Source organism: Brevundimonas sp. (assembly GCF_019636155.1).
Classification (GTDB): domain Bacteria; phylum Pseudomonadota; class Alphaproteobacteria; order Caulobacterales; family Caulobacteraceae; genus Brevundimonas.
Genome location: NZ_JAHBYB010000005.1, coordinates 194,684 through 217,973, shown reverse-complemented (window position 1 = coordinate 217,973; position 23,290 = coordinate 194,684). Strand labels below are relative to the sequence as shown.

The following is a 23,290-nucleotide window of genomic DNA, read 5'->3' as shown; positions in this document are numbered from 1 at the left end:
ACCACAGGTTACACGGGTTATGTGTAACACACAATCCGTGACGAAGGCGTGGGGCCTGCCGGGTTCAGCGATACGGTTGTTTGCCGGACGGTCGAAAAGGTCCGCGCCAGATGGCTCAGCCGACGGCCGCGACGATCTTCTGGGCGGCGTCGTCCAGGTCGTCGGCGGCGGTGATGGCCAGGCCGGATTCGTTCAGGATGCGCTTGCCCTCGTTGACGTTGGTGCCCTCCAGCCGGACGACCAGGGGCACCTTCAGCCCGACTTCCTTGACCGCCGCGACCACGCCTTCGGCGATGACGTCACAGCGCATGATGCCGCCGAAGATGTTGACCAGGATGCCCTGGACGGCCGGGTCGGCGGTGATGATCTTGAAGGCCGCCGCGACCTTTTCCTTGCTGGCGCCGCCGCCGACGTCGCAGAAGTTGGCGGGCTCTTTTCCGTACAGTTTGATGATGTCCATGGTCGCCATGGCCAGGCCGGCGCCGTTGACCATGCAGCCGATGTTGCCGTCCAGGGCGACATAGGCCAGGTCCCATTTGGAGGCCTCGATCTCCTTGGCGTCCTCTTCGGTCTCGTCGCGCAGTTCGCGGATGTCGGGGTGGCGGAACAGGGCGTTGCCGTCGAAGCTGACCTTGGCGTCCAGCACCCGCAGGCGGCCGTTGGTCATGACGATCAGCGGGTTGATCTCCAGCAGGCTCATGTCCTTCTCGACGAAGGCGCGATAGAGGGTCGGGAACAGGTGTTCGCCGTCCTGGGCCGCGGCCCCGTCCAGCTTCAGCGCCGCATTGATCTCGGCAACGTTCGCCGGGGTCACGCCCGCCTCGGGGTCGATGTCGACGGTGACGATCTTCTCGGGGGTGTCGTGGGCCACCGCCTCGATGTCCATGCCGCCCTCGGTCGAGACCACGAAGGAGACCCGGCCCGTGGCCCGGTCGACCAGCAGGGAGCAATACAGTTCGCGGTCGATGTCGGCGCCGTCCTCGATATAGAGGCGGTTGACCTGCTTGCCGGCGGGGCCGGTCTGGGCGGTGACCAGGGTGTTGCCCAGCATCTCGCGGGCGTTGGCGACGGCCTCTTCGACCGACTTGGCCAGGCGCACGCCGCCCTTGGCCTCGGCGCCCAGCTCCTTGAACCGGCCCTTGCCGCGCCCGCCGGCGTGGATCTGGGACTTCACGACATACAGGGGGCCGGGCAGCTGTTTCGCCGCCGCCTCGGCCTGGTCGGCGGCGGTGATGGCCACCCCGTCGGCGACGGGGGCGCCATAGCCCTTCAGAAGCTGCTTGGCCTGGTATTCGTGGATGTTCATGGGGTCGCCGCCGATTGGGGAGGAAGGTCGGGCCCGCTTATAGGCGCGCCGCCTTCGCAGGTGCAACCGGCAGCCGCGCCCTCAGTCGACCCAGTCGCGCTTCAGCGTCCTAGAGGCGGCGATCAGCAGGACCGAGGCCGTCAGGTAGAAGCCCATGCCGGTGTAGATGGCCCACCTCAGGCTCTCGTCGCCGAAGCGGGGGGCCAGAAGGTCGCTCATCCAGCCGAAATAGTAGAAGCCCACGGCGATGCCGAGCAGGTTGTTGAACAGCAGGAACAGGGCCGAGGCGGTCGAGCGCATCGGCGCCGGGACCAGATGCTGCACTGCCGCCGTCACCGGCCCCAGCCAGGCCAGGTTCAGGCCGGTGGGCAGAAGGAAGATCAGGAAGGCCAGGGCCAGCTGCTGGAAATGGGTGCCGCCGCCGGGCAGGACCAGACCGATGATCCAGGGCGAGTTCATCGCCGCCAGGAACAGGGGCGCCGAGATCAGGAAGGCGATCGCCGGGGTCAGGGGATAGGCGCCCTTGCCCCGCCGCGACAGCCGGTCGGCGACCACACCGCCCAGCCAGATGCCCAGAAGGCCGCCGATCAGGGCGATGCCGGAATAGTACCAGCTGACCTGGGTCAGGGTCAGGTCGAAGCTGCGCATGAAGAACAGGGGCAGCCAGCCGGCCACCCCGTATCCGCACACCGAGGACGAGGCCGCGCCCAGGGCCATCAGCCAGAAGCTGGGCTTGGGCATGATCACCGCACAGGTGCGCCGGGCGATGAAGAAGGAGGCCGAGATGACCAGGCACAGGCCGCCGCCGAAGGCCAGGACCAGGGGATTGCCGATCTCCAGTCCACCGAACCGGCCCGCCGCCGCCAGCAGCATCAGGGCCGCGCCCAGCCCCAGGGCGATCTGGCCCGCCAGCCAGCCCTTGCCGGCCGTTGTCGCGGGCGGCGCCAGGGACGTTTCGGCCGGGGCGGAGCGGACGATGTCATGGGCGCCGCGGCGCGGGTCGCGCACCGTCAGCCGCAGGACGGGCGCCACCACCAGGCCCAGCAGGCCGACGACGATGAAGGCGGTCTGCCAGCCGTAGCGCGCCGCCAGAAGGCCGCCCACCAGGGTGCCCGCCGCCGTGCCCAGCGGAATGCCGAAGGCGAAGCCGGCCAGGGCTCGCGCTCTCTGGTGGGGCGGGAAATAGTCGGCGATCAGGGAATAGGCCGGGGCAACGCCGCCGGCCTCGCCCACCCCCACGCCCATGCGGAACAGGAACAGCTGGCCGAACGAGCCGGCGACGCCGCACAGGGCGGTGAAGCCCGACCATACCGCCAGGGCGCCGGTCATGATCCAGACCCGGCTGAACCGGTCGGCCAGCCAGGCCAGGGGAATGGCGAGGGTCGAATAGACCGAGGCGAAGGCGATGCCGCCCAGCAGGCCGAACTGGGTGTCGGTGAGGTTGAAATGCGCCTTCAGGGGCGCCGCCAGGATGCCGATGATCTGCCGATCCAGGAAGTTCAGCATGTAGATCAGGATCAGCACCCCCAGCACATAGAAGCGGTAGCCCGGACGCTCGGTCGGCGCGGCCTGGTCGGTCATGGCGATTTCCCCCTCGGTCTTGATGCGGACGGTAGCGTCGGCGCGACGCGGGAACAAAGAAAAAGGGCGGCGGCCCGTTCGAACCGCCGCCCTGTCAGGCTCAGGAGGTCATTGGAATCAGAATTTGACGCCCAGGGTAGCCGTCACCGTACGCGGCGCGCCGTAGAAGGCGATCAGCGAGTCGCCGGTCAGGGCGCCGGGGAAGCTGTAGCCGCCGATCTTGTAGCGCTCGTCGCTCAGGTTCTTGCCGTGGACGCCGAAGGTCAGCCGGTCGTTCGACGAGGTCCAGACGATGCTGGCGTCATAGATCCAGTAGCTGTCCAGCTGGTCCAGCAGCGGCGCGGGAGTCTCGAACTGCTGATAGGCGCCGCGATAGGCCGCCGACGGCAGGAAGGAGATCGTCGAGCCGTCGCCCATGTACCAGGTGTAGTTGGCCCCGATCGACCCGGTCCATTCCGGCGTGTTCTGGAAGTGGCGCGTGTCGGAGACGTCGATGAAGCAGCCCGGCAGGGTCGGGCAGGAGGTGTTGAGCACGCCGGTCGGAATATAGGCCAGGAACTCCTCGAACTGAGCATCGATATAGCTGAGCGAGCCGTTCAGGGTCAGGTTCGGGGTGACGCGGAAGCGGCCCTCGAATTCCCAGCCGCGGATTGAGGAGGAGCCGACGTTATCGACCACGGAGGCGATGACGCCGCCCGTTCCCGGATACTGGGTCGTGATCTGCTGATCCTTGTACTGCGAGTCGAAGATCGCGGTGGCGAAAGTCAGGCGCCGATCCATCAGGGAGCCCTTCAGCCCCAGTTCGACGGTCTCGACCGTTTCCGGATCATAGCCGTTGACCGTGTCCGGATAGGAGACGGCGTCACCGCGCATGTCGAACCCGCCCGACTTGAAGCCGCGGCTCCACGAGGCATAGGCCGTCATCTCGGGGCTGAACTTGTAGCTGATCGAGGCGCGAGGGGTGAATTCCTCGAAGGTGCGCGAGGCGGTGTAGTTGGTCCGCGGGGCGCCCAGGACGACGGCCCCCGTATTGCCGAAATCGGGGCTGCGGATGCCGGCGTACTGCTGGCGGAAAACGCTGCCTGTCTTGTCATCGCGGGTCCAGCGGCCGCCGACCGAGATCGACAGCGCGTCGGTCATGTCGAAGCTGAAGTCGCCGAAGATGGCGAAGCTCTCGGTGTCGACCGAGCCGGAGGTCAGGGTCGTCAGGCCGACCGGGAAGGTGCCGGGCGGCAGGGCGAAGACGATATTGGCGTCATACAGGCCGACCACGGTGTCGAAGGCGCCCGAGGACTTGGCGTCCATGTAATAGACGCCGGCGACGCCGTTCCAGCGGTCGCCGCTGAACAGCATCTGGAATTCCTGGCTGAACTGCTCGTCGTCATAACGAGCCGGGATGTCCAGGATCGGCTGCGGCAGGTTGTCGAAGTCGATGTTGCCGCGGGTCGAGCCGCTGCGGATTGCGGTGATCGACTTGAAGGTCAGGCTGTCGCTGGCGTTCCATTCGCCGGTCAGGGAGACCCCGCCGGCCAGGACGCGGTTGGCGTCGCCGGCGCCGGCATAGGTGTCATAGACGTCGGCCGGAATCGGCGCGACTTCGCGGTGACCGTGACGGGCGTTGGAATCGTCCTGGACGACATCACCCGACAGGCGGAAGAACAGATCGCTGGTCGGCGCCCATTCGACGCTGAGGCGCGCGGCGGTGACGTCCTTGTTGTAGTGCTCGTGGCCGGTGTTCAGGTTCTCGCCGAAGCCGTCCCGCAGGTAGCGGGCGAACGAACCGGAGACGCCCAGGGTGTCGCTGAGCGGCAGTTCCACGCTGGCGACCACGTCGCGCTGGTTATAGCTGCCGTAGGACGCGCGGATCGAGCCCTCGGGCGAGTCGGCGTCGATGCGCCGGGTCACGTATTTGATGGCGCCGCCGATGGTGTTGCGGCCGTACAGGGTGCCCTGGGGCCCGCGCAGAACCTCGATCCGCTCGACGTCGAAGATGTCCAGGACCGCCGCCTGGGGGCGGGCCACATAGACGTCGTCGAGATAAAGGCCGACGCCCGGCTCGAAGCCCCACAGGGGATCCTGCTGGCCGACGCCGCGGATGAAGGAGATCAGGGTCGAGTTCGACCCGCGCGCCGCGTTCAGCGTCAGGCTGGGGGTCGATCGGGCCAGTTCAGTGATGTCGATGGCGCCCTTGGCTTCCAACTGTTCGCCCGAGACGGCCGTGACGGCCACCGGCACGTCCTGCAGGCTCTCCTCGCGGCGACGGGCCGTGACCACGACGTCATCAAGGGCCGAAGCCTGGGGCTCCTGGGTCAGGGCGTCCTGGGCAAGGGCGGAGGTGGAGACGGCGCTCAGGGCCACGCTGGCCAGCAGGGCGCATTTGACGAATCTTTTCATGGGGCAGCTCCTCGGTCCCGGTGTTTCCGTTGACGCTTTTATTCAGCGTTCAATGATTTTCTGGGAACCTGATCGCCATTCCGCCATCTGTCAAATGACAGGGGGAGGGGCGGCGCCGGTTAAGGGCCTGCTGTGGCGCCGTTGCACAGCGGCGGCCGGACCGCTTAAGGCTGTGGCATGAGCCAGCCCGACCCGCCCACGCCCGCCCGCCGAGGCCGTCCCCGCAAGGCCGGGGGCGGGGGCGACACCAGCGAATCGATCCTGGACGCGGCCGAGGACCTGTTCTCCAAGCACGGCTTTTACGGCGTCACCATCCGCGAGGTGGCGCGCGAGGCGGGGGTCGATACGGCCCTGGTCCACTATTATTTCACCGCCAAGAAAGGGCTGTTCGACGCGGTCTTCCTGCGCCGGGCGGCGATCTGGAACAACGAACGGGTCGATGCGATCAACCGCTACGCCCAGGCCGCCGGCGACCAGATGACCCTGGAAGGGCTGTTCGAGGCCTTCCTGCAGCCGCCGTTCCAGTGGTCGCTGAAGGGCGGACCCGGCTGGAAACACTATGCCGCCCTGGTGGCCCAGACCAACGCCAACCCCGCCTTTGGGGGCGAGACCATGGCCCGCTATTTCGACCCGGCCATCCGACGCCTGATCGAACTGATCAAACAGATCATGCCGCACGCGCGCGACGTCGACCTCTACTGGGCCTATCACAACCTGTCGGGGGCCCTGACCCTGACCCTGGGCGAGACGGGGCGGTTGGACCGTCTGTCGAACGGCCTGTGCCGGTCGGGCGACCTGGAGACGGCCGGGGCCTATATGGTGCGGTTCGCCGCGGCGGGCTTCCGGGCGGTGTGCGCCGAGCCGGACGCCGGCTGATCCGCGCCGCGGGCGACGCGGCGATGGCGGTATCGATCCCGGATGTTGGGCCCGAAGAAGCGCCCCTTGGACCCCGCCGCGCGGAAGGCCTCGACCACCTGGGGCGGCACGGCCTCATAGTCATAGACGTCGCCCGAGACGAAGACGATCCGCAGCCGATGGGCGGCGGGATCGTAGCTGAAACGCCGGATGACGCTGGAGGGCATGGATTCGGAACGGACGAAGGCCGATCAGGCTCCTGCCGCTTGACGGACGACGGAAGCCAAGGAAACCTGCAACCTTCAGCGTTGGTTTCAGGAGGCGCCGGTGGCCCACAAGTTCGAGATCTACAAGGACAAGGCGGGGGAGTTCCGCGTCCGCTTCAAATACAACAGCGAGGTGATGTTCTCGACCGAGGGCTACAGCTCGAAATCCTCGGCCCAGAACGCGATCGATTCGATCAAGAAGAACGGCCCCGACGCCCCGGTCGAAGACAACAGCTGATCCGGCGGATCAGCCGGGCTCCGGCTCGCCGACCTCGGCGGGCCGGAGGACCCGCAGCCAGCCCTGGGCGGCGCGCACCTGGGGCGCCGCCTCGCGCGTGAAGGGCAGATACCAGGTCGCCCCGCCAGAGGCGGGGGCGATCTCCAGCATGTCGCCCGCCCCGAAATTCTGGACCGACTTCACCATGCCGATCACGGCGTCGTCGGCGTCGCGCGCCTCCAGCCCGATCAGGTCGGCCAGGTAGAATTCGTCCTCGTCCGGTTCGGGGAAACGGTCGCGCGGGACATAGAGTTTCAGCCCGCGCAGGGCGTCGGCCTGCTCCTTGGTGGCGACCTGGGACGCGCGGCCGACGAGGCCGCCCTTGTCGGGCCGGGCTTGGGTCAGGGTCAGGCCGACCGTGCCGTCGGCGCGCAGCAGCGGCCCATAGGCGGTCAGGGCCAGAGGGTCGGCGGTATAGGCCGTGACCCGCACCTCGCCCCGGACCCCGAAACCGCCCGCCACCTGGCCCACCAGGATCAGCCTGTTCGTCACCGCGCTCTCCGACATCCGACCTTCCATAGCAGAAGGGCGGCGTCCGTGCAGACGCCGCCCCTCCGTGGTCGTGATCCGACGACCGTTCCCTACCAGATGCGGACGCGCTGTTCCGGCGGCAGGTAGTAGGCCGCGCCCGGCTGGACGTCGAAGGCGTCATACCAGGCGTCGACATTGCGCAGCGGGCCGATGACGCGGAACACCGCCGGGCTGTGCGGGTCGGTGGCGACCTGCTGCTTCAGCGCCTCGTCGCGGTATTTCGACTGCCACACCTGGGCCCAGCCCAGGAAGAAGCGCTGGTCGCCCGTCAGGCCGTCCAGAACCGGCGCGGCCTGGCCGTTCAGCGACAGGTGGTAGGCGTCCAGGCCCACGGCCACGCCGGCGGCGTCGCCGATGTTCTCGCCCATCGTCAGCCCACCCTGGACGTGATAGCCGGGCAGGACCTCGAACTGGTCATACTGCGCGCCCAGCCGCACGGTCAGGGCTTCGAAATTGGCCTTGTCCTCGGGCGTCCACCAGTTGCGCAGCACCCCGTCGCCGTCCGATTTGGAGCCCTGGTCGTCGAAGCCGTGGCCGATCTCGTGGCCGATCACCCCGCCGATGCCGCCGTAGTTGATGGCCGGGTCGGCGTCGGGGTCGAAGAAGGGCGGCTGCAGGATGGCGGCGGGGAAGACGATCTCGTTATTGGCCGAGTTGTAATAGGCGTTCACCGTCTGGGGCGTCATGCCCCATTCGTCCTTGTCGACCGGGCCGTTCATCCGGTTCAGCTGGAAACGCCAGTTGAACAGGCCGATGCGCTCGGCATTGCCGAACAGGTCGTCGGGGCGGATCTCCAGGCCCGAATAGTCGCGCCACTTGTTCGGATAGCCGATCTTGACGGTGAATTTCTCCAGCTTCTCCTGGGCCGCCGCCTGGGTCTCGTCGCCCATCCAGCTCAGGTTGTCGATACGGTGCGACAGGGCGCGGCGCAGGTTGGCGACCAGCTCCTCCATCTTGGCCTTGGATTCGGGCGGGAAATATTCGGCGACATACATCCGGCCCATGGCCTCGCCCAGGGCGCCCTCGGCGAAGCTGACGCCGCGCTTGTCGCGGGCGCGCTGTTCCGGCTGGCCCGACAGGTCGCGGCTGCGGAACTCCCACTGGGCGTCCGAGAAGCGGCGCGACAGGCGGCTGGCGGCGTCGTCGACCGTGTGGAAGGCCTGCCAGGCCTGGATCACCGACATCGGGGTCTCGGCGTAGATGGCCGCGATCTTGGGCATGGCCGTGTCCTGACGCACGATCAGCCGCTCGATCGAGCCCAGGCCGGCGGCGTTCAGATAGCCGGCGAAGTCGAAGCCGGGCGCCGCCTCGGCCAGGCGGGCGGGGGTGTATTCGTTATAGGTGCGGTCGCGGTTGCGGTTCTCGATCGGGGTCCAGTGGGCCTCGGCGATGCGGTTCTCGAACGCCAGGACGGCCTCGGCCGAGCCGGCCGGGTCGTCCCAGCCGATCATCTCCAGCATGCGGGCGATATAGGCTTCGTACTTCTCTTTCTTGTCCGCGTAGCGGGCGTCCAGATAGTAGTCGCGGTTCGGCAGGCCCAGGCCGCCCTGACCCGTGGTGGCGACGTAGCGGGTCGGCTGTTTCTGGTCGATGGTGATGCCGGTGCCGAAGATGGACGAGCCGTAGCGCCCCTGGGTCGTGCCCATGTAGACGGCCATCTTCTCGTGGGTGTCGGCGGCGCGGATGGCCTCGAGGTAGGGCTGCAGCGGCTGGGCGTCCAGGGCCTCGATCCGGGCCTCGTCCATATAGCTGCGATAGGCGTCGGCCACCTTGGCCTCGTCCGAGCCGGCGGTCAGGTCGTCGCGCGCGACCAGGCCGTCGATCATGGCCTTGATACGGTTGTCCGACAGTTCGCGCAGCATGGCGAAGGAGCCGTAGCTGGTGCGGTCGGACGGAATCTGCAGGGCGTCGACGGCGGCGCCGTTGGCGTAGCGGAAGAAGTCGTCGCCCGGCGCTACCGAGGTGTCGCGGCCGGCCAGGTCGAAGCCCCAGGTGCCGTAGCGGGGCGTCTCCACGCCCTGCCAGCCGGGCTGGGCCGGGTCGGCGTCCTGGATCAGGCTGACCATGGTGCAGGCCTCGTCCAGGCAGGCGTGGTCGTGGCCCGAGCCGTCATGGGCCAGGGCGGCGGCGGGGAGCATCAGGGCGCCGAGGGCGGCGCCGGCGACGAGCAGACGTTTCATACGCAGGGATCCTATTCGTTTCCGGACAGCTGCGCCGGCGCAGCCACGGCATTGGAGACCGTCCGGACGGGATCGCCGCAGAGGCGACGCCCGCCCGCCGGACGCCGTTGTAGCGCGCCAGGCGGGGCCGTTCATTAAATCTCGTTAAGGTGCGCGCCGCGCGGCGGCTGATAGGGTCGCGCCGACCCTCCGTGGAGAGCCCCAAGATGAAGACCCGCCTGGCCCTGTCCGTCGCCGTTTCGGCCCTGATCCTGGGCGCCGCCCTGCCAGCCTCGGCCCTGGCCGTCACCGACCAGGCGGCCCCGGCCGCCGGGGGCCAGATCCAGGCCCCGCCCCTGGGCTTCCAGGAGCGCACCCTGGCCAACGGGCTGAAGGTCTACACCTCGCGCGATCCCAACACTTCGAACGTGACGGTCCAGGTCTGGTACAAGGTCGGGGCCAAGGACGATCCGGAAGGCCGTTCGGGCTTCGCCCACCTTTTCGAACACCTGATGTTCAAGGCGACGCGGAACATGCCGCCCGAGACCTTCGACCGCCTGACCGAGGACGTCGGCGGGTCGAACAACGCCTCGACCTATCTGGACCTGACCAACTATTTCGAGACCGTCCCGGCCGAACACCTGGAGCGGATGCTGTTCGCCGAGGCCGACCGCATGGGCTCGCTGGTGGTCAATCCCGAGGTGATGGATTCCGAGCGCGACGTGGTGAAGGAGGAATACCGGCTGCGCGTCCTGTCGACGCCCTATGGCCGGTTCCAGCGGCTGCATGCGCCGGCCTTCACCTTCCAGACCAGCCCCTATCGCCGTCCCGGCATCGGCTCTATCGCCGACCTGGACGCGGCCGACATCTCGGATGTCCTGGCCTTCCACGAGACCTTCTATCGGCCGGACAACGCCTATCTGATCGTCGCCGGCAATTTCGACCAGGCCCAGCTGGACGCCTGGATCGACCAGTATTTCGGTCCCATCGAACGGCCGGAGCGCCCCCTGCCGGTCAACCGGGTCGAGGAGACCTATGGCCCGGCGCGCGAGGCGACCTTCTATGGCCCCAATGTGCCGCTGCCGATGGTCCAGATCGTCTGGCCGACCGCGCCCTACGGCCATGCGGACCGGGCGGCGCTGGACGTTCTGGACGGCATATTGTCGACCGGCGACAGCTCGCGGCTGTATCGCTCCCTGGTCTATGAACAGCAGCTGGCCACCAGCGCCAGCTCCAGCTCCTATCAGCAGCAGCAGGTCGGGACCCTGTCGGTCACGGCGGTGATGAACGCCGACAAGACGCCCGACCAGGGGCTGGACGCCCTGCGCGCCGAGGTCGCCCGCCTGCGCGACCAGCCGGTCACCGAGGCCGAGCTGGCCGAGGCCCGCAACGAGCTGATCGCCAACACCCTGCGCGAGCGCGAGACCATCGACGGCCGCGCCTTCGCCTTCGGCTACAGCCTGATCATGACCGGCGACCCGACTGCGGTGGATCGCGACATCGCCAACTGGCAGGCGGTGACCGCCGCCGACGTCCAGCGGGTGGCGCGCCAGTATCTGCGCGACGACCGCGCCATCACCATGCGTTACCTGCAGGCCGACGAGGCCCATCCCGAGACGCCCCAGCGCGACGATTTCACCGCCCCGATCCAGCTGGCCGACCTGGCCCAGCCGGGGGCGCCGGTCTCCCTGGCGCCCGAAGGCGAGCGCATTCCCCTGCCGGCGCCCGGCCAGCCGGTGGCGGCGGCCACGCCCCAGGTGGCGGAGGTGCGGCTGGCCAACGGCCTGCGCGTCCTTGTCGCCCCGACCCAGGGCGCGCCCCTGGTCTCGGCCCGGCTCAGCATCCGCGCCGGGGCCTCGGCCGACGCCGAGGGCAAGGCCGGGACGGCGGCCTTCACCGCCGGCCTGCTGGACCAGGGAACGGCCACCCGCTCGGCCGTCCAGATCGCCAGCGAGGGCGAGAGCCTGGGCGCCGACATCTCGGCCGGGGCCGGTCTGGACTTCACCAATGTGCTGGTCAATGCGCCGGCCAATGTCTTCCCCCAGGCCCTGACCCTGATGGCCGACCTGGTCCGCAACCCGGCCTTCGCCGAAGAGGAACTGGCCCGCCGCCAGCAGCAGGCGCTCAGCGGCCTGCGGGTCCAGCTGTCGCAGCCAGGGCCGGTGGGCCAGCTGGCCGCCGCCCGCGCCGTGTTCGGCGACGCCCCCTATGGCCGGCCCGCCTCGGGCACCCCGTCCAGCATTCCCGGCCTGACGCGCGAGGACATGGCCGCCTTCCACGCCGCCCGCTATCGGCCCGACAACGCCGTCCTGACCTTCTCGGGCGCGATCAGCCCCGAACAGGCCCGCACCCTGGCCGAACAGGCCTTCGGTGACTGGCGTCCCGCGGGCCAGGCCGCCGTCCCGGTCGCCGATCCGGCCGGCCAGGCCGTGGCGCCGCGCGTGATCGTGGTGGACCAGCCGGGCGCCGGCCAGGCGGCCGTCTTCACCGCCCTGCGCAGCCTGGCGCGTTCGGACGAGGCCTATTTCCCGGCCGTGGTCGGCAACGCCGTCCTGGGCGGCGGCTTCTCGGCCCGGCTGAGCCAGGAGATCCGCATCAAGCGCGGCCTCAGCTATGGCGCCTATTCGGGCCTGTCGGCGCGGCGCGGGGACGGGGCCCTGATCGCCTCGGCCCAGACCCGGAACGACGCCGCCCCCCAGGTGGCGGCCCTGATGCTGGAGCAGATCCGCCGCCTGGCCGACGAGCCGGTGACCGAGGCCGACATGGCCCCGCGCAAGGCCACATTGATCGGCGGCTTCGGCCGGGCGCTGGAGACCGTGGACGGCCTGGGCGGCCTGGTCTCGGACCTGGCGCTCTATGAGCTGCCGATGTCGGAACTGGCCAACTATGCGGACGAGGTGAACGGGGTGACCCCCGGCGCCATCCAGGCCGTGATGCGCGACCGCCTGTCGGCCGACCGGGCCAGCATCGTCATCGTTGGCGACGCCTCGGTCTTCCTGGAGGCCCTGCGCGCCGATCATCCGGGTGTGGAGGTCGTGCCGCTGAGCGACCTCAACCTGGACAGCCCCAGCCTGCGCTAAGCCAGGATCGGTCGGGTCGGACGCGGGTCCGGCCCGACCGGAAGTCCGGCGAACCTCAGCGGCCCGAGGCGCGCAGCCAGGCCTGGCGCGCCGTCGCCAGACGGGCGGGCACCAGGCCGCCCAGGGCGACTTGGCCCTGGCGTTTCAGCCCGGCCTCCAGCCCCTGGCGGCGGACCACCCGCGCCTCGTGCGCCACCCCCTTGCCCAGGTCGATCACCACCACCGCCTCGGGCAGCGCCGTCTGGCGGTGCAGGCGGACCCGCATGCCGGTCTCGGACAGGTCGACGATGGTGCAGGTCGCCTCAAGCTGGGGCGCGACGATCAACCCGGCCGTGTTGGCGGGGCGGCGCGGCTCGGAACGGCGATCAGGACGATCGGAGGAAAACAGGGCCATGGGAGACTCAACGCGGAAGACGGCGGCGGGCCGCATCGGACGGGCGGATCATGTGTCGACCGCGACGATCAGCACCGGACGTCCGGCAACCGTGACCTCATCGCCGGCCCGGCGTCCCGTCAGGGCGACGGCCAGGGGCGAGACGTGGCTGACGCTGCCGGCCGCAGGATCGGCCTGATCCTCGCCGACGATGCGCCAGGTCCGGCGCCGGCCGTCCTCGCGCTCGATGGTGACCGAGCCGCCGAAGCGGACGCGCCCGTCCGGGGCGATCTCGACCGGCTGGGCCGAGGCCCGGCGCGCCGACCAGTAGCGAAGGTCGCGCGTGGCCCGGGCCATGGCCGTGCGGTCGGCGTCGATCTCTCCCCGGGCCTGGGCCGCCGCATAGGCCGCCCGCGCGGCCGCCAGTTCGGCCTCTATCGCCGCCAGGCCCTCGGCCGTGACCCAGTTGGGATGCGGCGAAACCGGCCGGTCCGGCAGGTCGGCCGCCGTGGCTTCCAGATCTTCCTCGCGGGTGAAGGCGACGCTCATGACCGGGCCAGTCTAGAGGTCGCGCGCGGCCGGTTCCAGCGTCGCCGGATCAGTTCAGGATGCGCCGCGCGCCCGGCACGTCCAGGCTGAAGGCGGGAATGGCCGCCTCGAACACCCGCCCCTCGGCGTCGGTCATGGCGTAGCTGCCGACCATGCCGCCGGACGGGGTCGGCAGGGGGCAGCCCGAGGCGTAGGCGTAGCGATCGCCCGGCTGGATCACCGGCTGTTCGCCGACCACCCCGGCCCCGCGCACCTCCTCGACCTGGCCGCGGGCGTCGGTGATGATCCAGTGGCGGGCGACCAGCTGGACCGCCGTCTCGCGCCGGTTCTCGATCTCGACCTGATAGGCCCAGACCCAGCGCCCGGCCTCGGGGTCCGACTGGCCGGCCAGATAGCTGGGGCGCACGCGCACGCGCACGCCCTCGGTCTCGGCCTCATAGGCGGGATCATTGTTCATGGGGCCATGGTCGCCGCTGCATCCGCCGCGTCAAGCCGGTCCGCGCCAGACGCGAACCAAGGGGGCGTGAAAGCCGCCGAAACCGTGTAAACGGGCCTGATGCACGTGTTTCATTCCAGCCGCCCGGGCATCCTGCCCTGCCAGTCCATCGAAGCCCTGATCGCCGGCGGGGCGATCACCGCCGAGACGCCGTTCGACGCCGACCAGGTTCAGCCCGCCAGCCTGGACCTGCGCCTGTCCGACACCGCCTGGCGAGTGCGGGCCAGCTTCCTGCCCGGCCGCCGCAAGGTCGAGGACAGGATCGCCGACGTGGCCATGCACGCCATCGACCTGTCGGGCGGCGTGGTGCTGGAGAAGGGCTGCGTCTATATCGCCCGGCTGCAGGAGCGGCTGAAGCTGCCGCGGGGCCTGATCGCGCGGGCCAATCCCAAGAGCTCGACCGGCCGGGTCGATGTCTTCGTGCGACTGCTGACCGACGCGGGGGCCAGTTTCGACGACGTGGACGAAGGCTATGAGGGGCCGCTGTATCTGGAGATCGCGCCCCAGACCTTCTCCATCCTGGTGCGGCCGGGCACGCGGCTGAACCAGCTGCGGCTGAAGGCGGGCGAGCCGCCCAAGCTGGAGACCCGCAGCGTCGGGGTGGACCTGCAGGGCGGGGATGTCGTCGGCTTCCGCGGGCGGCGCCACGCCGGGGTCATCGACCTGGACAATATCGACGGCCACGATCCGCGCGACTTCTGGGAGCCCCTGTCGCTGCGCCGGGGCGAACTGCTGCTGGACCCGGGCGAGTTCTACATCCTGGCGTCCTCGGACGCGGTGGAGATCCCGGTCGATCAGGCCGCCGAGATGACGCCCATCGACCCCTCGGTGGGTGAGTTCCGGGTGCATTACGCCGGCTTCTTCGACCCGGGCTTCGGCACGGACGAGGCGCATGGGGCGGGTTCGAAGGGCGTGCTGGAGGTGCGGACCCACGACACCCCCTTCCTGTTGGAGCACGAACAGATCGTCGCCCGTCTGGTCTATGAGCCCCTGACCGAGAAACCGACCCGCCTGTATGGCGAGGGCGGCAGCCACTATCAGAGACAGGGGCTGAAGCTGAGCAAGCACTTCAGGCCGTGGTGAGGGGCGGATCGTGTCGGGCGGAATCTTCAGCTTCGAAGGACGCCTGAGCCGACCGGCTCACATGCGTCTGGAGCGTCGGATCCTGTTGCTGGCCGCCGTGGGTTGGCTACGCTGATCACCGGGGCGCCCAGTCTGCTAGCGGTAGCGCCGTTCGCCTGCGTCCCCATCGCCATGTTCATCCTGTTCGCGGCCTATGTAAGGCGCCTGCATGACGTCGGTCGCCACGCGCGTCACGAACTGGCCAGGGGCTTGCTCGTGGCTACCCTTCTCCTGGCCCCGCTCGCCGTTCTGGTCTTCGCGCCGGACCTGCCTCAATGGATGCATCTGTGCATTCTCGGCATCGCCGCGCTACCCTTCCTGGCCGGTATTTTCACGGGTTGGCGCGGATCACCGACCTGGCAGACTGGTGACCCCGGAACAAATGCGTTCGGACCACCACCGCCTAGCTGAGCCGATCCGCCTTCCTCAGCGCCGGGAACATCGCCGCCCATAGCCCGGTCGCCGCCAGCGCCCCGAACCCCCCGAACACCGCCGCGCCGACCGGGCCCAGGATGCGGACCACCAGGCCGGAATAGGCCTCGCCCAGTTCGTTGGAGGCGCCGATGAACAGCATCGACACCGACGACACCCGCCCGCGCATCCCGTCCGGCGTCGACAGCTGGATCAGGGTCTGGCGGATGTTGACGCTGACCATGTCGGCCGCTCCGCCGACGAATAGGGCGGCGGCGCTCAGCCACACCGCCTTGGACAGGCCGAAGGTCAGGGTGGCCATGCCGAACAGGGCCACCGCCCCGAACATCCACAGTCCGCCGCGCCGCACGATGGGGAAGCGCGACAGATAGACCGCCATCGACAGGGCCCCGACGCCGAAGGCGGCGCGCAGCAGGCCGAACCCCTGCGGCCCCACATGCAGGATGTCGCGCGCGAAGATCGGCGTCAGCAGGGCCACCCCCGCGAACAGCACCACGATCAGGTCCAGGGAGATGGCGCCCAGGACAACCTTGGTGGTCCAGACGTATTTCAGCCCCTCGCGCACGGCCTGCCAGCGACCGGCGGCGGCCTCGGGCGTCTGGGGCCGGCCGCTGGTCCGGATCAGCAGGAAGGCGATCAGGGCGAACAGGAACATGGCCAGGGCGACGCCATAGGCCAGGGGCGTCGACACCCCCACGATGACCCCGCCCAGGGCCGGGCCGGCGATGGCCCCGGTCTGGAAGGCGATCGACTGGGCGGCGATGGCGCGCGGCAGGCCCCGGCGGCCGACCACCATGGGCAGGAAGGCCTGGCTGGCGGGGGCCAGGAAGGCGCGGCAGGCCCCGAACAGACAGGCCACCGCCAGCAGGCCCCACAGGGGCGGCGCCCCATGCAGGGCCATGCCAAGGAAGGCCAGGGCGCACAGGCCCTCGACGGCGATGGAGGCGGCCACGGTGGTCTTGCGGTCGCGCCGGTCGGCCATCTCTCCGGCCGGCAGGGTCAGGGCCAGAAGCGGGATGAACTGGGCCAGGCCGACCAGGCCCAGATACAGGCTGGCCTGTTCGATCGGATGGTCGCGCCGGGCGATCTCATAGACCTGCCACAACAGTGCGGACGACTGGACCTGGATGGCCAGGACGGCGGTCAGCCGCCCGCCCCACAGCAGGCGGAAATCGTTCAGGCGCCAGGGGTTGTCGCCATGCGGGTCGTGGGCCGCCTGGGCCACGGACGGGGTGATCGGGGCGGGCGCCTCAGGTGCGTCGGTCATGTTTGGGGTAGGGCGTTCCGTCGCGGTGGAAATAGCGGTCGCCGCCGACCGGCAGGACCATGTCGATGTCGGGATAGTCGGCCCCGTCGCCGCCGGGCGTGCGCGTCCCGACTTCCAGCACGACGGCCTCGACGTCGGATCGGTTCTCGATCCTGTGGCCGTTGGGAACGCCGGCCTTGAAACCCGCGCAATCGCCCGCCGTCAGCACCGTCTCGCCGCCGTCTTCGATCAGGATCACCTCGCCGGAGACGACCCAGACGAACTCGTCCTCATGCACATGCCAGTGTCTCTGGCTGGACCAGGCGCCGGGCGGCAGCTTCAGCAGATTGACCCCGAACTGGCTCAGCCCGGCCGCATCACCCAGCCGCCAGCGGCGGCGCGCCCGGCACGGGGCGTCGAACGGTTCGGGATAGGATGTCCCGTGGCCGGTCGGGGCGGCGTCGATGTCGATCCGGGGCATGGCTCTTCTCGCGCGGGGAGGTTCCTCCTAAAGCATAGGTCCATGAGCGTCATCATCGATCCCGTCGACCTGACCCGCGACCTGATCCGCCGGCCCTCGGTGACCCCGGCGGACGCCGGCGCCATGGACAGTCTGGAACGGATTCTGACCGGCCTGGGCTTCGCCTGTCGGCGCCTGCCGTTCGAGGGGATCGAGAACCTCTATGCCCGGCGCGGGACGGTGGGCCCCAACCTGTGTTTCGCCGGCCATACGGACGTGGTGCCGGCCGGGGCCGAGACCGCCTGGACCGCCGGGCCGTTCGAGGCCGAGGTGCGCGACGGCGTCCTTTATGGCCGCGGCGCCGTGGACATGAAGGGCGGGATCGCCGCCTGGGTCGCGGCCGTGTCGCAACTGCTGGCCGAGGGCGAACCGGCCGGTTCCCTGTCCTTCCTGATCACCGGGGACGAGGAAGGCCCGGCCCTGCACGGCACCAAGCGGGTGGTCGAGGCCCTGAGGGCCGAGGGCGAGGTGATCGATGCCTGCGTGGTCGGCGAACCGTCGTCGCAGCAGGCCCTGGGCGACACGATCAAGATTGGGCGGCGCGGCTCGCTGAACAGCTGGATCACCGTGCGCGGCAAACAGGGGCACGTCGCCTATCCGGACCGGGCGGCCAATCCGGTTCCGGTTCTGGCGCGGCTGTTGGCGCGTCTCGATGCCCATGTGCTGGACGATGGCTATCCCGAGTTCCAGCCGTCGAACCTGGAGATCACCACCATCGACGTGGGCAATCCGGCGACCAATCTGATCCCGGCCGAGGCGACGGCGCGCCTGAACATCCGCTTCAACCCGGCCCAGACGGGCGACGGCCTGATCGACTGGCTGAACCGCGAGGCGGGGGCCGAACAGGCGGCGTCGGGGCTTCAGATCACCCTGGAGCACCTGTGTTCCGGCGAGGCCTTCCTGACCCCCATAGGACCCTTCGTGACGTCGGTGCAGGACGCGGTCGAGGCCGAGACCGGGCGTCGGCCGGAGGCCTCGACCACCGGCGGCACCTCGGACGCCCGCTTCATCCGCGCCATGGCGCCGGTGCTGGAGCTGGGCCTGGTCGGCCAGACCATGCATCAGGTGGACGAGCGCGCGCCTGTGGCCGAGATCGAGGCCCTGGCCCGGGTCTATCGGCGGGTCATCGAGACGGTGCTGGACCGGCTGAAGACCGCCGGCTGAGGTTGCTTTCGGCGGGAAGGCCGCCAAAGTCGGGACCATGCGACCGACCTCGTCCGCCTTCATGATCCTGTTCGCCGTCAGCCTGATCGCTTCGGCGGGCAATATGGGGCTGCAGTCGGTCCTGCCCGCGATCGGGCGGCAGTTCGGCCTGGTCGACACCCTGGTGGCCGGCGCCTTCGCCCTGTCGGCCCTGATCTGGACCCTGGTGTCGCCCTTCTGGGCGCGGCTGTCGGACCGGCTGGGGCGCAAGCGGGTGATGATGATCGGACTGGGCGGCTTCATCGTCTCCATGACCGGCTTCGGCGTCGCGGCCACGGCGGGGCTGGAGGGCTGGCTGGCGCCCCTGGTGGCCTTCGGCCTGATGGCGACGGCGCGCGGGGTCTATGGGTTGTTCGGCTCGGCCGCCCCGGTGGCGTCCCAGGCCTATGTCGCCGACCGGACCACGGCCCAGACCCGCACCCAGTCCATGTCGCTGCTGGCCTCGGCCCAGGGACTGGGCACGGTGATCGGGCCGGTCCTGGCGCCGGTCTTCGTCCTGCCGATCGTCGGACTGGCGGGGCCGCTCTACGCCTTCGCCCTGATCGCGGCGGCCGTGCTGGTGGTTGTCTGGCGCAAACTGCCCAGCGGCGGCGTCGTGCGCATTCCTACCGCCAAGGCCCCCAGGGCCAGCCGCGGGCTTTGGAAGGACCCGCGCATCCGCGACTATATGCTTTTCGGCCTGCTGATCGTCTCGGCCCAGGCGGTGAACATCTCGGTCCTGGGCTTCCATGTCATCGATGAAATGGCCGGTTCGGGCGTCAGCATCGGCCAGGCCCAACCGTTCATCGCCATCGCCATGTTCGCCGGCGCCGTCGGGACGCTGATGGTTCAGTGGGGTCTGATCCCCCTGTTGAAGATGCAGCCGCGCGACCTGCTGCGTTGGGGCGCCGGCCTGGCGCTGGCGGGCAACGTCATCAGCGTTCTGGGGGCCGGTTATTATGGCGCCGTCGTCGGCTATGGGGTGATGTCGATGGGCGTCGGCTTCGCCCGACCCGGCTTCACCGCCGGATCGTCCCTGTCGGTCGAGCCGCACGAACAGGGGGCGGTGGCCGGGCTGATGATGTCGCTGGCCGGCCTGGGCTTCCTGGCGCCGCCGGTGATCGGGGTGGCCCTGTATGAATGGCTCGAGCCGGCGCCGTTTGTCGGCAACTGCCTGCTGCTGGCCCTGGCCCTGGGCCTGTGCTGGTGGAGCGGGCCGCTGCGGCGCGGACCGCCTGACCTGCCCGACCGGGACGAGACTCCGGGCCCCGACCTGCAGCCCGCCTCCCAGCCGGGCCCGGAGGGCGGACGCCGGTTCGCCGCCAGTTCGTGACCGGTTCGGTCACGGGGCCGGCCCATGTTCGGTGGAGGGGCGGTCGAGGCTGCGTCAACCCGGAGAACCGCAGCCCCGCCCCCGGACTCTCGCCAGCCGCTTGCGCGGACCGGCGAGGGGGAGGTGCGCCCCTTACGGAGCGTCTGTTACGACCGCGTGACGGCCGATGTCTTCGCGCGCGCCCTCAAGCAGCAAGCGACCGCGTCGCGAGCGATAGGGCAAGAAACATCCCCTCAAGCAGCGAGCGACCGCGTTGCGAGCGATAGGGCCCTTAAATGTAGCGCCGCAGCGAGCGGGCCAGTTCGGCGCCCCCGTCCTTGCCCCCGCGCTTGACCTGGGGCTGATAGGCGACGCGGGCGTGCTCGACGCAATAGACGCCTTCGGAGGCGCGGCGGCCGCAGAAGCTGAACTCGGTCGAGGACGGATCGCCGATCGGCCATTTGCACATATGGGCGCCCAGGGTCATGACCGTGGCCGTGCCCGGCAGGTCGGGCATGGGCGTCGGAACCGTCGGAGCGGCGGGACGCGGCTGGGCCGCCTCGATCCGGCGCGGGGCCGAGGGGGCCTGGGCGGCGGCCGGGGTCGGACGCGGCCGCGCCGGGCGGAAGGTGGTGCGCGCCGGCTGCGAGGGTGTGGCCCGGCCCGACAGGCCCAGGCGGTGAACCTTGCCGATGACGGCGTTGCGGGTGACGCCGCCGCCCAGCTGTTTGGCGATCTGACTGGCCGACTGGCCTTCCAGCCACAGCTTCTTCAGCGTGCCCACCCGGTCTTCTGTCCAGCCTGCGGTCATGACGCCCTCCCGGCGCAGCGATTCAACATATGGCGCCTGGCAGCCGCTTCCGAGCCGCCGACCCACCACTAATCGTAAACCACTGCCTAACGACCGCAAGATATGCGAATCAGCCTGTCCACAGAATCCAGATGTTGAATCCTGGCGCGGGATCGGCCCGGACCGCTTGCGTGCGCCGGCCGCAGGGGGCATCTGCCAGGCCATGACCGACATCGCCACGCCGCCCCAACCGCGCCGCTACGACGGCATCAACTGGATCGGAGTGCGGACCCTGTATCTGCGCGAGGTGCGGCGGTTCTGGAAGGTGGGGGCCCAGACGGTGGCGGCGCCGGTGGTCACCACCCTGCTCTACATGCTGGTCTTCGTGGTGGCGCTGAAGGGCAGCCGGCCGCCGCTGGCGGGTGTTCCCTTCGCCGAGTTCGTGGCTCCGGGTCTGATCATGATGGCGATGCTGAACAACGCCTTCGCCAACGCCTCCTCCAGCCTGATCCAGGCCAAGATCATGGGCACGGCGACCGATTTCCTGACACCGCCGCTGAGCCCGCTGGAACTGACCATCGGCTTTTCGCTGGGAGCGGCGACGCGCGGCCTGGCGGTCGGACTGGTGACGGCGGTCTGTGTCCTGCCGTTCGCGCCCCTGCATGTCGCCAACCTGTTCGCCATCGTCTGGTTCGGCCTGTCGGCCTGTCTGCTGATGGGGATGGTCGGGGTCTTCGCCGGCCTGTGGAGCGAGAAGTTCGACCATCTGGCGGCGGTGCAGAATTTCGTGGTCATGCCGATGACCTTCCTGTCGGGGGCCTTCTACCTGGTCGAGCGCCTGCCCCAGCCGTTCACCGCCATCAGCCATTTCAACCCCTTCTTCTATCTGATCGACGGCTTCCGTTCGGGCTTCATCGTCCATTCGGAAGGCAGCCTGGCCATCGGCGTGGCCATGACCGGCGCCCTGACGGTGCTGCTGGCCGTCGCCTGCTGGGCGGTGTTTCGCTCGGGCTGGCGGCTGAAGAGCTAGGCCGGATGGCGGTCGAGGGAATCAGCGCCGACCTCGCCCGCCGCATGGCCCTCGCGGCGCAGGGCTTCGCCAAGGCCCGACCCGAGACGCCGGGCGCCCGCCAGGTGAAGGACATCGCCCGACGCCTGGGCGTGATCCAGATCGACAGCGTCAATGTGGTCAGCCGCACCCACTATCTGCCGCCTTTCTCGCGGCTGGGCGCCTATCCGCGCGAGGCGCTGAAGACCGAGGCCTGGGGGCGCAGGCCCAGCCTGTTCGAATACTGGGGCCATGAGGCCTCGCTGATGCCGGTCGAGACCCAGCCCCTGATGCGCTGGCGCATGGCGCGGGCGCGCGGCGGTCAGATGTGGACCGGCCTGGCCCGCTTCGGGCGCGAACGCCGCGATCACATCGAGCGGGTGCTGGCCGAGATCGAGCGGCGCGGGCCGGTGGTCGGCGGCGATTTCGCCGAAGGGCCCAGGGGCGCGCCCGGCTGGTGGGCTTGGTCGGACGGCAAGCGGGCGCTGGAATGGCTGTTCTGGGCCGGGGAGATCACGACCAAGACCCGGCGCGGGTTCGAACGGGTCTATGACCTGACCGACCGGGTCCTGCCGCGCGCCGTTCTGGACACCCCGACACCGACGGAAGGCCGGGCCTGCCGCGAACTGGTGCGGATGTCTGCGCGGGCCCTGGGGGTGGCGACCGAGCCGGACCTGAGGGACTATTTCCGCCTGCCGGTCGATCTGGCGCGGCAGGCCGTGCGCGACCTGGTCGAGGCCGGCGAGCTGACGCCGGTGACGGTGCGCGGCTGGCGACATCCCGCCTATCTGTGGCCCGAGGCGAAACGGCCGCGGCGGGTCGCGGCCCAGGCCCTGCTGTCGCCGTTCGACAACCTGATCTGGACCCGCGACCGGACCGAGCGGCTGTTTGGGGTCAGGGTGCGGCTGGAAATCTACACCCCGGCCGAGAAGCGCAGCCACGGCTATTACGTCCTGCCCTTCCTGGAGGACGATGCGATCACGGCGCGCGTCGATCTGAAGGCCGACCGCAAGGCGGGGGTGCTGCGGGTTCAGGCGGCGTGGCGCGAGGAGCAGACCAGGCCTGAGACGGCGGCGCGGCTGGCGGCCGAACTGAACCGGATGGCCGCCTGGCTGGGCCTGGAGCGGGTCGAGACGATGGGCAAGGGTGATCTGGCGCATAATCTCGACGTCCTGCTTCGAGATCGGGAGTGAACGTGTGATTGTCGTTGAGGATGTCCGGCAGACGCCGCACGAAATGAGGCTGGTCCTGGCCGCGTGGCCCGTCGTGCGGACTTGGGGACTCGCCGTGCGCCTTTGGCTCGCGGCGACGTTCGTGACCACTGCCGCGCTGATCCTTTGGCCGTTCGACATCGATCGGAATCTGTGGCTGCTGGTCAGCTTCTACGCCATGATCGTCGGAGTCATCGCGTTGTCGCTGATCGCCAACCGTCGCATTTCCAAGGCCGCACGCGCCGCCCCTCTGGGTGATGCGCCGAGCCGATGGGTGCTTGATGAGACGGGACTGCGGATCGAGCATGCCTTGAGCACGCAGTCATTGGATTGGCGTGCCGTCGTGAGGGTCGTCGAAGAGAGGGACCGCATCATTTTCGCGGTCCTGCCGAGTCGAAACCACGTCCTGCCTCTGAGGTGCTTGCGGCCAGATCAGCAAGAGGCCGTGAGGAAGCTGATCGCTGAAGCTTCGGAGAGCGGCCGCCTTGGCGCCGGTGTTGACTAGGCCCCGCTAGAGTCCGACAAGGCCTGACCCCTTGAAACGCGGTCCCGACGCCCCG

General features: G+C 69.5%; 22 protein-coding genes. 10 read left to right on the top strand and 12 right to left on the bottom strand.

Annotated elements, in window-relative coordinates; all coding sequences use genetic code 11:
- Nucleotides 1–115 precede the first annotated feature (115 nt).
- The 3 genes from sucC to KF910_RS07945 form a co-directional block, all read right to left on the bottom strand.
- Nucleotides 116–1,306 (bottom strand): ADP-forming succinate--CoA ligase subunit beta, encoded by a 1,191-nt coding sequence (gene sucC, locus KF910_RS07955; RefSeq protein WP_292260289.1) that lies wholly within the window; start codon nt 1,304–1,306, stop codon nt 116–118.
- 81 nt (nt 1,307–1,387) lie between these two features.
- On the bottom strand, nt 1,388–2,887 hold the full coding sequence (locus KF910_RS07950; protein ID WP_292260286.1) for a spinster family MFS transporter: 1,500 nt from the start codon (nt 2,885–2,887) through the stop codon (nt 1,388–1,390).
- A 117-nt stretch (nt 2,888–3,004) separates the two neighbouring features.
- Nucleotides 3,005–5,281: a TonB-dependent receptor gene (locus KF910_RS07945; RefSeq protein WP_292260284.1), complete on the bottom strand. Its 2,277-nt coding sequence runs from the start codon at nt 5,279–5,281 to the stop codon at nt 3,005–3,007.
- Nucleotides 5,282–5,458: 177 nt separating this feature from the next.
- On the opposite strand from KF910_RS07945, the gene KF910_RS07940 reads away from it, so the two are divergent.
- Entirely contained in the window at nt 5,459–6,157 is a 699-nt protein-coding gene (locus KF910_RS07940) for a TetR/AcrR family transcriptional regulator (RefSeq protein WP_292260282.1), read from the top strand.
- On the opposite strand, the gene KF910_RS07935 is transcribed toward KF910_RS07940, so the two are convergent.
- On the bottom strand, nt 6,094–6,363 hold the full coding sequence (locus KF910_RS07935; protein WP_292260279.1) for a KTSC domain-containing protein: 270 nt from the start codon (nt 6,361–6,363) through the stop codon (nt 6,094–6,096). The genes KF910_RS07940 and KF910_RS07935 overlap by 64 nt on opposite strands.
- Nucleotides 6,364–6,463: 100 nt before the next feature.
- Here KF910_RS07935 and KF910_RS07930 point away from each other — a divergent pair, with 100 nt between their 5' ends.
- Nucleotides 6,464–6,640, top strand: coding sequence for a YegP family protein (locus KF910_RS07930; RefSeq protein ID WP_292260276.1), 177 nt, complete (start codon nt 6,464–6,466; stop codon nt 6,638–6,640).
- A 9-nt stretch (nt 6,641–6,649) separates the two neighbouring features.
- Here KF910_RS07930 and rimM read toward each other — a convergent pair whose 3' ends face one another.
- Together rimM and KF910_RS07920 are read right to left on the bottom strand one after the other, a co-directional pair.
- Nucleotides 6,650–7,186: a ribosome maturation factor RimM gene (rimM, locus tag KF910_RS07925; protein WP_292260274.1), complete on the bottom strand. Its 537-nt coding sequence runs from the start codon at nt 7,184–7,186 to the stop codon at nt 6,650–6,652.
- 74 nt (nt 7,187–7,260) lie between these two features.
- Complete coding sequence (locus KF910_RS07920; protein WP_292260272.1) at nt 7,261–9,390, bottom strand: M13 family metallopeptidase; 2,130 nt, start codon at nt 9,388–9,390, stop codon at nt 7,261–7,263.
- Between the two features lie 206 nt (nt 9,391–9,596).
- On the opposite strand from KF910_RS07920, the gene KF910_RS07915 reads away from it, so the two are divergent.
- The gene (locus KF910_RS07915; RefSeq protein ID WP_292260269.1) at nt 9,597–12,449 is read left to right on the top strand and encodes a M16 family metallopeptidase; all 2,853 of its coding nucleotides are present in this window, start codon (nt 9,597–9,599) and stop codon (nt 12,447–12,449) included.
- Nucleotides 12,450–12,504: 55 nt separating this feature from the next.
- Here KF910_RS07915 and KF910_RS07910 read toward each other — a convergent pair whose 3' ends face one another.
- From KF910_RS07910 to apaG, 3 genes are read right to left on the bottom strand one after another with little or no spacing between them, the layout of a single operon-like run.
- Nucleotides 12,505–12,843, bottom strand: a complete 339-nt coding sequence (locus KF910_RS07910) for a PilZ domain-containing protein (protein WP_292260266.1) — start codon at nt 12,841–12,843, stop codon at nt 12,505–12,507.
- A 48-nt stretch (nt 12,844–12,891) separates the two neighbouring features.
- Nucleotides 12,892–13,371, bottom strand: coding sequence for a transcription elongation factor GreA (greA, locus tag KF910_RS07905; RefSeq protein WP_292260262.1), 480 nt, complete (start codon nt 13,369–13,371; stop codon nt 12,892–12,894).
- Between the two features lie 49 nt (nt 13,372–13,420).
- Nucleotides 13,421–13,828, bottom strand: a complete 408-nt coding sequence (gene apaG, locus KF910_RS07900; RefSeq protein ID WP_292260259.1) for a Co2+/Mg2+ efflux protein ApaG — start codon at nt 13,826–13,828, stop codon at nt 13,421–13,423.
- Nucleotides 13,829–13,927: 99 nt separating this feature from the next.
- Here apaG and KF910_RS07895 point away from each other — a divergent pair, with 99 nt between their 5' ends.
- Together KF910_RS07895 and KF910_RS07890 are read left to right on the top strand one after the other, a co-directional pair.
- On the top strand, nt 13,928–14,950 hold the full coding sequence (locus tag KF910_RS07895) for a 2'-deoxycytidine 5'-triphosphate deaminase (RefSeq protein ID WP_292260256.1): 1,023 nt from the start codon (nt 13,928–13,930) through the stop codon (nt 14,948–14,950).
- A gap of 171 nt (nt 14,951–15,121) precedes the next feature.
- On the top strand, nt 15,122–15,400 hold the full coding sequence (locus tag KF910_RS07890) for a hypothetical protein (protein WP_416354688.1): 279 nt from the start codon (nt 15,122–15,124) through the stop codon (nt 15,398–15,400).
- On the opposite strand, the gene KF910_RS07885 is transcribed toward KF910_RS07890, so the two are convergent.
- The gene (locus KF910_RS07885; RefSeq protein WP_292260251.1) at nt 15,393–16,688 is read right to left on the bottom strand and encodes an MFS transporter; all 1,296 of its coding nucleotides are present in this window, start codon (nt 16,686–16,688) and stop codon (nt 15,393–15,395) included. The genes KF910_RS07890 and KF910_RS07885 overlap by 8 nt on opposite strands.
- Nucleotides 16,672–17,148, bottom strand: coding sequence for a cupin domain-containing protein (locus KF910_RS07880; RefSeq protein ID WP_292260249.1), 477 nt, complete (start codon nt 17,146–17,148; stop codon nt 16,672–16,674). The genes KF910_RS07885 and KF910_RS07880 overlap by 17 nt, the downstream gene beginning before the upstream one ends.
- A gap of 42 nt (nt 17,149–17,190) precedes the next feature.
- Between KF910_RS07880 and dapE the strand changes: the two genes are divergently transcribed.
- Together dapE and KF910_RS07870 are read left to right on the top strand one after the other, a co-directional pair.
- Complete coding sequence (gene dapE / locus KF910_RS07875) at nt 17,191–18,351, top strand: succinyl-diaminopimelate desuccinylase (protein ID WP_292260247.1); 1,161 nt, start codon at nt 17,191–17,193, stop codon at nt 18,349–18,351.
- Nucleotides 18,352–18,388: 37 nt separating this feature from the next.
- Entirely contained in the window at nt 18,389–19,702 is a 1,314-nt protein-coding gene (locus KF910_RS07870; RefSeq protein WP_292260244.1) for an MFS transporter, read from the top strand.
- A 271-nt stretch (nt 19,703–19,973) separates the two neighbouring features.
- Here the strand turns inward: KF910_RS07870 and KF910_RS07865 are convergent, their stop codons facing one another.
- Entirely contained in the window at nt 19,974–20,492 is a 519-nt protein-coding gene (locus tag KF910_RS07865) for a GcrA family cell cycle regulator (protein ID WP_292260241.1), read from the bottom strand.
- Nucleotides 20,493–20,694: 202 nt separating this feature from the next.
- Here KF910_RS07865 and KF910_RS07860 point away from each other — a divergent pair, with 202 nt between their 5' ends.
- From KF910_RS07860 to KF910_RS07850, 3 genes are read left to right on the top strand one after another with little or no spacing between them, the layout of a single operon-like run.
- Nucleotides 20,695–21,501, top strand: a complete 807-nt coding sequence (locus tag KF910_RS07860) for an ABC transporter permease (protein ID WP_292260238.1) — start codon at nt 20,695–20,697, stop codon at nt 21,499–21,501.
- 5 nt (nt 21,502–21,506) lie between these two features.
- Nucleotides 21,507–22,712, top strand: a complete 1,206-nt coding sequence (locus tag KF910_RS07855; RefSeq protein WP_292260235.1) for a winged helix-turn-helix domain-containing protein — start codon at nt 21,507–21,509, stop codon at nt 22,710–22,712.
- A gap of 43 nt (nt 22,713–22,755) precedes the next feature.
- Nucleotides 22,756–23,235, top strand: a complete 480-nt coding sequence (locus KF910_RS07850) for a YcxB family protein (protein ID WP_292260233.1) — start codon at nt 22,756–22,758, stop codon at nt 23,233–23,235.
- Nucleotides 23,236–23,290: the final 55 nt, after the last annotated feature.